Below are 10,163 nucleotides of genomic sequence, written 5' to 3' on the forward strand. Positions count from 1 at the left end.
CGCGCTCGCCGCCCGCCTCAAGGCAGGCCGCCGGACAGGGTAATCATCCGTGCCGGAGTTCCCCAGGACGCCGACGGGACCCCAGCAATACGGGCATATGCCCTATGTCGCTTATATCCGCTGGCGCATGGGCAGGTGGTTGCCAGGTGTCTCGTCACTGCGCGGACGTCATCCGAACCGATCTCGTCTCGGCGGCGCGGCGGCTTGCGGTGGCCGCGCTCGTCGTCTCGCTGGCGGGCCTCGCCGTCGCGGAATCGGCCGACGCGGCCTCCGCTCCGCTGCGCCGCAAACCGCACGCGGCCGCGGCCGCTGCGGCGGCCAAGGCCAAGGCGAAGCCGCGGCCCGGCCCGCGCGGTCAACAGATGGTCCGAGGCGGGCGGACCAGCGCCAGGCAGTACAGGTCGGGCCGCGGCAGGAACATCCAGAACCTCAACGGGGTCTACACGCCCTCGCTGCTGAGCGGCCCGCAGTCGACCGCCGTCACCTCCGCCGGGAAGATCACCAGCCAGGGTGCCTACTGCGCCCCCGGCAGCCGCTCCTGCAACATCTCGCAGAACATGAAGTGATCAGCCCAGCGGGACGCTCCACTCCAGGCGGGTGCCGCCGGCCTCGGGGGAGCCGAGGGTGAAGGCGCCGCCGAGCCGTTCGGCCCGGTCGGCGAGGTTGCGCAGACCGCTGCGGCGGCCCTCGGCCGGGATGCCGACGCCGTTGTCCTCCACCACGAGGGTCAGCCGCCCGTCCCCGGCGTGGACGGCGACGTCGGCGCGGGTGGCCTTGGCGTGGCGTACGAGGTTCGACAGGGCCTCGCGCAGGACGGCGAGCAGGTGCTCCGCGACCTCGGCGGGCACGTCGTTGTCGAGCCGGCCCTCCAGGCTCAGGCCCGGCATGAAGCCCAGGTGACCGCGGGCGCCCTCGACCAGGTCGACGACCTGGGCGCGCAGGCTGGGCGAGGCGTCCTCGCGCGGGGTCTGCAGGGCGAAGATGGTCGAACGGATCTGCCGGATGGTGGTGTCCAGCTCGTCGATCGCGCTCTGCAGCCGGGAGGACGCCTCCGGCCGCTCGACCAGCCGCACGGCGCTCATCAGCGTCATCGCCACCGCGAACAGCCGCTGGATGACCACGTCGTGCAGGTCCTTGGCGATCCGGTCGCGGTCTTCGAGCAGGCCGAGCCGCTCGGCGTCCCTTCGGGTCTCGGCCAGCTCCAGCGCGACGGCCGCCTGCCCGGCGAACGCGTGCAACGTCCGCAGCTCGGACTGACTGAACGGCATCCGTCCCGGGCGTTTGAGCAGGGCGAGCACCCCGCGTACGGCCCCGGCCGCGCCCAGCGGCACGGCCGCCACCGGCCCCGCCTCAACGTCGCCGGTGTCGCCGGTGTCGCCGGGGTCGTCCAGCATGAGGGGCTCGCCGCTCAGGAACGCCCGGCCCGCCAGCGAGCCCTCGATGGGCACATCGCCGCCGGCCGGGCGCGTCCCCGGCTCGCCGTCCTCGAGAGCCGCCTGCAGGGTGTCGGCGCCCTTGCGCGGCAGCAGGATCGCCACGGCGTCGGCGTCGGCCATCTCGCGGGCGCGCCGGGCGATCAGCGTGAGGACCTCCTGCGGTTCCGCGCCGGACAGCAGACGCGTGGTGATGTCGGCCGAGGCCTGCAACCAGGTCTCTCGGCGGCGGCTCTCCTCGTACAGACGGGCGTTCTCGATCGCCACTCCGGCGGCGGTGGCCAGGGCGACCACGATCGCCTCGTCGTCCTCGTCGAAGTTCCCGCCGCCGCGCTTCTCGGTGAGGTAGAGGTTGCCGAACACCTCGTCGCGGACGCGCACCGGCACGCCGAGGAAGCTGCCCATGGGCGGGTGGCCGGGCGGGAAGCCGTACGACTCGGGATGCTGGGAGATGTCCGACAGCCGCAACGTCTGCGGCTCCTTGATCAGCAGACCGAGCAGGCCCAGCCCGTGCGGCCAGTGCTCGATCTTGGCGATCTCCTCCTCGGTCAGCCCTACCGGGACGAACTGGACGAGCGTGTTCTCCTCCCCGATCACTCCCATCGCGCCGTACGTCGCGTCGACCAGCGTCGTGGCGGTCTCCACGATGCGCCGCAGCACCACCTCCAGGTCGAGGTCGCTGCCGATCGAGACGACCGCCTCCAGCAACGCGTGCACCCGATCCCGGGTGGCCAGCACCGCCTCCAGACGCGACTGCAACTCGGCCAGCAAATCGTCCAACCGCATGCTGGGGATCAGCGACCGCGGCTCGTTCTCCGTCATGGGGCAAAAGTCTGGTTCAGATGTGGTGACGGCGCCACTTCTGGTCGGCGGCCGCCCAGGCGGCCTCCCATTCGCGGTAGCGCCTGCGGTCCAGACAGTGACGCGCGAGCGCGAAGCAGGCCCAGGCCAGGGCGGCGGCGCCCGCCACGACGCCGAAGGCGGCCAGCCCCGCCCTCGTGATCGTCTCGGCCCGCTGCGGCGGCGGCGCGACCGGCCTGCCCGCGGCGTCCACCCACAGCCGCGCGTTCGCCGGGCCGTCCCGCAGGAGGAGCGCCGCCGGGACCATGCCCTCCCGGACCTCGCCGGATGGGAGCGTCCACCGCGCCGGGCTCGCCACGGGCAGACCGCGGCCGTTGACCGGGACGGCGGAGCCCTCCTCCATCGAAGTGCCCTCGACCAGGGTGGCCTCGACCAGTTGCCGTGCCCCCGGCCCGACCCGCTCGGCCGCGACGCCGCCGTCGTACAGCGTACGAGCGGCCAGCGCCGCGGGCCACGCGGAGAGCAGGACGGCGGCCAGCGCCGCCGCCGCGAGCGCCGCCTCGATCAGATCGGAACGGCGGCGCAGCGGGTTGCGATCGGGCCGGTAGCGGCGTAACCGCGACACGACCCAGCGGGCGATCGACCTCATGGCACCCCTCCTGTCGGGCACAGGAGGTCCCACTTCCCCGGGCGGGCCCGTCCACGCCCGCCCGGACGGCCTCAGCTCAGCTTCGCCCGGGCGGCGGAGGACACGACCTTGTCCTTCTCCGCGGGCGACAGCAGGCCGGCGGCAACCCACTCCTCCGCGGCGTGGGCGACCGCCGACTGGAACCGGCCCCGGTTGCCGAACGGAGCCTGCTCCCAGACGGCGTCGAGGAACGTGGTGCCGTCGTCCTTGGCCCGGTTCGGCACGCCGGAGTCCACCTTCCCGAAGACGATCTCGGGCTCCCGCCTCCGGAAGTAGGCGTGGTAGTGCTTGGTGTCCCCGATGTAGAAGGGCACCAGCGACAGCCCGTGGGTCGTGAAGGTCATCGGCGCCGCGGGCGCCATGGCCTTGGCCAGGTCGCCGTCCAGCCCGAGGTCCTTGTAGAAGGAGAAGTCGCGGTAGCTCTTCTCATCGCTCAGGGCGACCATCGGCACCGGGCCGTAGGCGAGGCTCTGGATGGACGGGGCGTCCAGCGCCTTCTCCGCCCGCAGGCTGAACGGCATCGTGATCGTGACTTCGTCGCCGGGCTTCCAGGTCCGGCTGACCGTGACGTACCCCTCCGGCGCGTCACCGAGGCGCTGCACGACCCCGTTGACCCGTACGGTGTACCCCTTCTCGACCCAGTAGGGCACCCGGAGCTTCAGGTCCAGCGGGCCCGACCCGTCGACCCTGAGCGTCACGGTGCCCGAAGGGTCGGCCGGGTAGTCCGTCGACTGCCTGATCCGGAAGCCCTTCTCCGGCCAGGTCAGCTCGGAGGCCATGTAGAGGTTCACGAAGAGCGCCGATCCGTCCGCCGCCTTGAAGTAGACGGAGTCCTGGAACTTGGTCAGGCTCTCCAGGCCGGTGCCGCCGCAGCAGGTGCCGAGGTTGCCGTAGCTCCTGACCGAGCCGGGGCTCATCGGGATGAAGTAGGTCAGCAGCGGGTCCGTGGTGCTGTCGACGTTCCTCCGGGAGGCGAGGATCTGGCCGTAGAGGCCCCGCTCGTAGTACTGCATGTACTTCGGGTCGCCGGTGTGGAAGAACAGGCCCCTGCTCAGCTTGAGCATGTTGTAGACCGCGCACGTCTCGGCGTTGTTGGCGCCCAGCGCGCCCACGATGACGTCGCGCGCCCCGAAGAGCTCGCCGTTGTCGCTCGGTCCGGAGAGGCCGCCGTCGGTGAAGGTGCGGTGCGGGACGACCATGTCCCAGAAGTTGACGGCGGCGGTCAGGTAGTCGCGATCGCCGGTCTGCTCGTACACCGAGAGATAACCGATGAACTGCGGGATGTGCTGGTTGGCGTGCTTCCTGTCAAGCGTGTCCTGGTTCGCGATCGTCGCGTTCTTGAGCGCGGTGTTGTCGAAGCACTTGGCCGTCTCAAGGTACTCCTGCTTGCCGGTCAGCGCGTGCAGGTCGGCCATCACCGCGTTCATCGCGTTGTACTCGCCCGCGATGTACGTGGTCCACATCTTGTCCAGCTGCTCCCGCGAGAGCTTGGACAGCCGGCTGTGGACCCAGTCGCCCATCTTCAGGACGATCTCGCGGGCCTGCTGGTTGCCGGCGTGCTGGTACGCGTCGAGCAGCCCGCGCATGATCATGTGGCAGGTGTAGTAGGGCGCCCAGATCGTCGGGTAGGTCGCGCCCTGCTCCAGCAGGATGAACTGCGTCTCCGGGTAGGCGGCGAGGAACCCGGGGTGGCTCGGCCCGGGGGCCCCGGTCGCCTCGGAGATCAGGCGGGCGTCGCGGCCCTTGCCGGATGAGTCGGCCGCGGTCTCGCCCGAGGTCTCCTCGAACCGGTACCAGGCCACGTTCCCGCCGCCCAGGCCGCCGTCCGCGCTGGTGGTCAGGGCCTGGACCTCCGACGCGCTCAGCGCGCGGTCGTAGATCTGGAACTCGTCGACGGCCCCGCTCATGAGCGGGTCGCCGTACTGGGACTTGCCGATCCAGTTGTTGCCGGTCGTGCCGAGGTCGGAGGGCTTGAGGGTCATGCCGGTGTTCGTGCCGACCGCCTCACCGTTGACGTAGAGCGTTCCCGTGCCGCCCGACAGGGTGACCGCGACGTGGCTCCACGCGTTGGCGGCCAGCTGCCTGGTGCCGTTGATCCGCTGCTCGCCGCCGCTGCCGCTGGTGGTGATGGCGAAACGCGGCGCCGATCCCGCGCTCAGGGCCAGGAACATGTTGCGGGTGGTGCCGGTGCCGAAGTCGAAGATCCTCGACCAAGTGCTGATCACCGTGGGGTTCACCCACAGGGCGATCGTGAAGTCGCCGAGCCCGCTCAGGACACCCGAGGGCAGCGCCACGTACTGGGGGCCGCTCAACTTGACCGCGGTGCCGAACTTCCCGTCCACCCGGGCGACCGGAGCCGGGGGCGGCGCGGGCTGCCCGACCTTGGCGGCCAGGGCGTCCTGGCACTGGCCCAGCGCGGTGACCATGTAGTCGACCTTGTTCTTGTAGAACTCGTCGCCGGTGCCCGCGTACGCCAGGGCCAGGGCACTGAGGAAGTGCCCGGCGTAGTGGCCCCGCAGGTTGCCCGTGGCGTCCTCCCAGCCGCCGGGCGGCTGCGCGCCGAGAGTGTCCAGCCCCGCGTTGGCCCGGAAGTTGGACAGCATGCGGTCGGCCGGATAAGCCCGCAGGAAGTTCAGTATGCGGTCGCGGTTCGTGGCGAACAGGGAGTCACCGAGTTTGACCCTGTCGTTCGCGAAGGGCTGCACGCGCCATCCGGAGGGAATCGGGAAGTCGCCGCCGGCCGCGCTCGCCGTCGTCGCGGTGCGGGCGACGGCCGCCTGGGCCGTTCCCGGCCCGGTTACGGAGGCCAGCGCGAGCGCGGGTGGGGTGGCGGCGGCCAGGGCGGCCCAGCGCAGCACGTCACGTCGGTGGATGGAGGTGGTCATTTCGGGGGGCTCCTCATCGTTGACTCGGCGTCTGGTGGTGCGATTTCTCGCGAGTCTGAGCTGGGTCATCCGGCGGCGGGCCACGGGCTGGAGTTGTTAGCGCTAACATAAGGTTTCTTGGAGGCAAGGGCGATCGCTCGCCGCGGTTCGGTCGCGAGTCCGGGCCGACCGGCCGTCACAGGGGCGACGGTCGGCGGGGTCAGAGGTCGTTGTCGCTGGTCAAGGCCGATAAGGGCAAGCTGGACGACATCGCTCGACTGGCCGGGTTCACACACCGGGCGACCGCGCCATACCGCTCACCGCTCATGTGTCGGCAATGTTAACGCTCGCACGCGGCCCGTCAAGAGCCGCTGCGGCGGCGCTCTTCACCCGTTCCGGCGCTGAGCGCTCATTCCAGGACGTCGGAGGCGGCGCGGCGGACGCTCTGGCTCTCGTCGATCACGAATCCGAGCCGCATGATCATCTGTGGGGGCTCCCCCGAGCACAGATGCCTGCGGATGAACTCCCGCAACTCGGGCATCTCCAGTGCCTGGGTGTGGAAGGCGACGCTCAGGCCGTACGCGGAGGCGTGCAGCAGCATCCGCTGCAGCGCCTCGCCCGCGCGCAGCCAGTCCTCCCGGCCGTCGCCCGCGCTGGTGAGCAGCGCCACGAGGCCCGTCGAGGCGGACACCTGCTCGTCCGGCGCCATCCCCCACTCGTGGCCCCGGGCGTAGTCCCGCTGCGCGAAGTGCTGGGGGTACATACGCCGGGGATCGGTCGGATAACCCGCCGCGGGCACCCCGTCGCGGCGTGAGCTGCCGGGCGGCCGGGCCCAGCGCATGAGTTCGAGGACGAACAACCGGTTCTGCGACTGCACGTCCTGGGCCGCGCCGGTGAGCGCGGCGAGCACTCGTGCGGCGGCGTCGGATCCGATCGGCATCAGGTGGCCGTCCTCGGACGCCGCCTCCGCCACGAGCGCGTCCATCAGGGGGTCCGGCACCGGCAGAGCGGTGAACCCGGACCGGTGGGTACGGCGACGCTCGATCTCCGCGTGCAGCAGGCGGGTGTGCTCGCCCGGCTCCCGCCCCGGCCGCACACGTACGGTGGCCAGCAGCAGCGGGCGCTCCGGGTCGGGGAAGCGCCGCACCTCGGGCTCGTAGCCGAGCGCCTGCAGCGTGATCCGCACGTTGAACAGCGCGGCGCCGCAACTGATCGTCATCTGGCGGCCGGTGGGGTCGGAGACCCGCAGCTTCCTGTCCGGGTCGGCGCGCAGGCAGATCTCGTCCCCCGAGACGCCGAACGTCCAGGGCTGGGTGTTGTGGATCGACGGCGCCCACAGGGCCGCCTCCACCGCGGCCTTCGCCGCCTGCGCGATCCCTTCAGAGGTCCGGGCGTTCACGATCTCCTCCCCCTGGGGCTCGGTCACAGCAACGGCGGGGCGATGAGCAGGTCGTCCACGAGGAAAGCGATCTCGGCGTCCACCTCGACGACGCCCTCGACCCGGCGTACGGCATGCAGCAGCGGCTTGATGTCCGACCTGCGGGGCACCTGTCCGTCGATCGCGACCACGCCTCCGGAGACGGTGATCCGGAGGTCGTCGGGGCCGAGGTTCAGCCGGGCGGCGATCTCCTCGATGTCGGCCAGGATGTCCTCCGCGGGACGGACGAACACGCGCAGCAGATCGCCTTGGTGGACCGTCCCCACGATGCGGCCGGTCATGGCGTCGATCACGGGCAGCTGCTTGATGCGGTTGCGGTGCATCAGCCGGGCCGCGTCCCGCACCGACGTGCCGCCGGTGACCGTGATCGCGGGGCGCGTCATGATCTGGCCGGCCTTCGTGCCCGTCGCCTTCCGGTGCTCCTCACGCCTGCGGGGACCGTCGAGCACGCTCTCGCCCGGGTCGATCTCCTTCAACAGGATGTCGTCCTCCGACACCACCCCGACCGGGCGCCGGTCGGCGTCGATCACCGTGACGGCGCCCACCTTGAACCGCTGCATGGTGGCGACAAGGTCCGCGAACGACGCGTCCATCGGCACCGCGATGGCGACCTTGCCCATGACATCCTTCACCTTCGCCGTCATGACGACGCCTCCCATCTCTCAGTGCCAGCGTCCCTCTCCGTGTCTTTCGAGGTCAGCGGTGAAGGTCCTGACCACCCGGGACTTTCGGCCACCCCATCCGCCGTCCCCGGGCGAGGAATGGCGAAGGGCCCCGCCGTAAGGGCCGTCCGTCCCTTCGCATCCGGCCCGTACGGCGGTGCGATGGGACTGGGAACGGCAGACGGCCCGGGGAAGGAGCCGATCATGCACATGAAGGTGCGGGACGTCATGACGAGCGAGGTCGCCTCCGTCAACGGCAGCACGCCGTTCAGGGACGTGGCCGAGGTGCTCATCGCGCACGAGGTCAGCGCGGTGCCCGTCGTCGACGGCGAGGGCCACGTCGTCGGCGTGGTCTCCGAGGCCGACCTGCTGCGCAAGGAGGAGTTCCGCGAGCAGTTCTACCGGGAGGGCTACCGGCCGCCGCTACGCGCCCGCCTGCGCGAGGCCATGGGGCACGGGGCCGCCAGGAGCCAGGCGCGGGCCCGTGGAGTGACCGCCGCCGAACTCATGTCCGCTCCCCCGGTCACCACCCGGCCCTACACCAGCGTGGTCAGCGCAGCGCGGCAGATGAGCCAGCACGGTGTCAAACGCCTGCCCGTCGTGGACGACGACGGCGTGCTCGTGGGCATCATCAGCCGCCACGACCTGCTCAAGGTCCTCGCCCGCGCGGACGCCGACATCGCTCGCGAGGTACGCGAGGACATCATCGGCAACTGCCTGTGGGCCGACCTGTCGGGCGTCGAGGTGTCGGTGTCGGAAGGCGTGGTGACGCTCACCGGAGCCCTGGAGCGCCGCTCCCAGGCGCGGGTGCTCACGCGCATGGTCGAACGGACCAACGGCGTGATCGGGGTCGTCGACCGCCTGGAGTGGAAGGAGGACGACGTCGGCCCCTGGGAAGAGGCCTGATCCCGGAGCCCGGCCGGAGCGGCCCGCGCGAGCACCGGCATGCACCAGCAAGGCCGGTGCAATGCCGCGGTGCAATGCCGGCGCAATGCCGGAACCTCCGCCCCGCCTGCGGCTCCGGCTCATGTTCCCGGTTCGTGTCCGGGTTCGTGTCCGGGTTCATGCCTGGGCTCATGTCGGTAGCTCCGGACTCTCGTGCGGGTCGGGTGGTAGGTGAAGGCCCAGCGGTCGGTGCCTTCCTTGCGGCGGGTGTAGCGGTCGGGGTGGCGGTAGCGGTAGCGGTCGCGGTTGTGGAACTGGCAGGCCGGGCCGAGCAGTTTCAGGTCCGTCAGGCCGCCGCTGCTCCAGTTGTCGGCGTGGTCGATCTGGCACATGGTGGCCGGCAGGGGGCAGCCGTCGATCCAGCAGGTGGCGTAGCGGGCGAAGATCGCGCGTCGTTGGGCGGGGGTGGCCAGGCGGACCTTGCGGCCCATGTCCAGCACCTGCCCGTCGGCGTCCATGACCAGGCGCACCAGGGTGCTGGTGCGGGCGAGGCGGTGCACGCTGGAGACGGGCAGCATCTGCCCGGTCGCCAGCAACAACCCCGGCGCCGTCCCCAACAACGCCCCCGGCAGCACGCCCGGCGGCGCCCCCGGTGACGCTCCCGGCGCGGTTCCCGGTGTCCGCGGCGTCCCCGGCGCTGCCGACGAGCACCGTGTATTGCGGCCGCACCCGCATCCGCCCTCGCCGTGCCCCCGCTGCCCGTGGCCGTGGTCCTCACGCGTGCCCTGCCCATGCCGGCAGTCCCCCGCAGGCCGATGCCCGGCGTGGGTGTGATGCACAGCGGTGTCCTCGGGAGGAGGATCGGGCGACTGCCACTCAACCGACTGTGACTCGCTCGGCTGTGGCTCGCTTCGCTGTGGCTCTCCCGACTGTGAGCCCTTCGGCTGCGGCTCCGTCGGCTGTGCGCCGGTTGGCTGCGGGCCGGTTGGTTGTGGGCACCCGGCAGGAGGCTGGTCACCACGTCCGCCGAGCCACGCAGGGCCGACGAGACGCCCAGCCGCGTCATCAGGATTCACAACGCCAGGGTGCGCAACACCAGGGGCCACAACGCCGGGACCGGTGACATCCGTCCGCTCGGTGCCGCTGGGGTCGGTGTCTTCGATATCGCAGGCGGCGTCGGTGCCGCCCACGTCACCCGGGCCACCCATCTCGCCGAGGCCGCCGATGTTGTCGGCCTCGCCGGGGTGGTCGGCGCCTCTGGTGTCGCTGGTCGTGTAGTCGCCGGCGTCTTCAGCCTTGCTTGGGTCAGCGGCGTCGGCGTGGCCGGGGTTGTCGGTGGGTTCGGGGTCGGCGGCTTCGGAGTGCTCGTTGGCAGGGTCGGTGTGTTGCGGG

9 protein-coding genes are annotated in these 10,163 nt (G+C 71.3%); 3 read left to right on the forward strand and 6 right to left on the reverse strand.

The features are described 5' to 3' along the window. Nucleotides 1-146: 146 nt before the first annotated feature. Nucleotides 147-566, forward strand: coding sequence for a hypothetical protein (locus Msi02_RS42360; protein WP_204053350.1), 420 nt, complete (start codon nucleotides 147-149; stop codon nucleotides 564-566). On the opposite strand, the gene Msi02_RS42365 is transcribed toward Msi02_RS42360, so the two are convergent. The 5 genes from Msi02_RS42365 to Msi02_RS42385 all read right to left on the reverse strand — a co-directional run bounded on the left by Msi02_RS42365 (nucleotide 567) and on the right by Msi02_RS42385 (nucleotide 7,868). Next, nucleotides 567-2,255 carry a sensor histidine kinase gene (locus tag Msi02_RS42365; RefSeq protein ID WP_204053351.1) on the reverse strand — a complete coding sequence of 563 codons (1,689 nt, stop codon included), beginning with the start codon at nucleotides 2,253-2,255 and terminating at the stop codon, nucleotides 567-569. 16 nt (nucleotides 2,256-2,271) lie between these two features. Then, the gene (locus Msi02_RS42370) at nucleotides 2,272-2,883 is read right to left on the reverse strand and encodes an Rv1733c family protein (protein WP_204053352.1); all 612 of its coding nucleotides are present in this window, start codon (nucleotides 2,881-2,883) and stop codon (nucleotides 2,272-2,274) included. 71 nt (nucleotides 2,884-2,954) lie between these two features. Next, nucleotides 2,955-5,807, reverse strand: a complete 2,853-nt coding sequence (locus tag Msi02_RS42375; RefSeq protein ID WP_204053353.1) for a beta-L-arabinofuranosidase domain-containing protein — start codon at nucleotides 5,805-5,807, stop codon at nucleotides 2,955-2,957. A gap of 388 nt (nucleotides 5,808-6,195) precedes the next feature. Beyond that, nucleotides 6,196-7,185 (reverse strand): Acg family FMN-binding oxidoreductase, encoded by a 990-nt coding sequence (locus Msi02_RS42380; RefSeq protein WP_204053354.1) that lies wholly within the window; start codon nucleotides 7,183-7,185, stop codon nucleotides 6,196-6,198. A 23-nt stretch (nucleotides 7,186-7,208) separates the two neighbouring features. Further along, nucleotides 7,209-7,868, reverse strand: a complete 660-nt coding sequence (locus Msi02_RS42385) for a CBS domain-containing protein (RefSeq protein WP_079320909.1) — start codon at nucleotides 7,866-7,868, stop codon at nucleotides 7,209-7,211. 222 nt (nucleotides 7,869-8,090) lie between these two features. Between Msi02_RS42385 and Msi02_RS42390 the strand changes: the two genes are divergently transcribed. Next, nucleotides 8,091-8,792: a CBS domain-containing protein gene (locus Msi02_RS42390; RefSeq protein WP_079320905.1), complete on the forward strand. Its 702-nt coding sequence runs from the start codon at nucleotides 8,091-8,093 to the stop codon at nucleotides 8,790-8,792. A gap of 119 nt (nucleotides 8,793-8,911) precedes the next feature. Here the strand turns inward: Msi02_RS42390 and Msi02_RS42395 are convergent, their stop codons facing one another. Then, the gene (locus Msi02_RS42395; RefSeq protein WP_204053355.1) at nucleotides 8,912-9,370 is read right to left on the reverse strand and encodes an HNH endonuclease signature motif containing protein; all 459 of its coding nucleotides are present in this window, start codon (nucleotides 9,368-9,370) and stop codon (nucleotides 8,912-8,914) included. Between the two features lie 486 nt (nucleotides 9,371-9,856). Here Msi02_RS42395 and Msi02_RS42400 point away from each other — a divergent pair. After that, nucleotides 9,857-10,163 (forward strand): hypothetical protein (locus Msi02_RS42400; RefSeq protein WP_204053356.1); only part of this gene is annotated, 307 nt, incomplete at its 3' end.

The sequence above is a fragment of the Microbispora siamensis genome, from assembly GCF_016863095.1.
Classification (GTDB): domain Bacteria; phylum Actinomycetota; class Actinomycetes; order Streptosporangiales; family Streptosporangiaceae; genus Microbispora; species Microbispora siamensis.

Excerpts from the sequence above, each read along its gene's own strand:
- Msi02_RS42370 (WP_204053352.1), bottom strand. The coding sequence starts at position 2,883 with ATGAGGTCGATCGCCCGCTGGGTCGTGTCGCGGTTACGCCGCTACCGG.
- Msi02_RS42390 (WP_079320905.1), top strand. The coding sequence starts at position 8,091 with ATGCACATGAAGGTGCGGGACGTCATGACGAGCGAGGTCGCCTCCGTC.
- Msi02_RS42375 (WP_204053353.1), bottom strand. The coding sequence starts at position 5,807 with ATGACCACCTCCATCCACCGACGTGACGTGCTGCGCTGGGCCGCCCTG.
- Msi02_RS42365 (WP_204053351.1), bottom strand. The coding sequence starts at position 2,255 with ATGACGGAGAACGAGCCGCGGTCGCTGATCCCCAGCATGCGGTTGGAC.
- Msi02_RS42385 (WP_079320909.1), bottom strand. The coding sequence starts at position 7,868 with ATGACGGCGAAGGTGAAGGATGTCATGGGCAAGGTCGCCATCGCGGTG.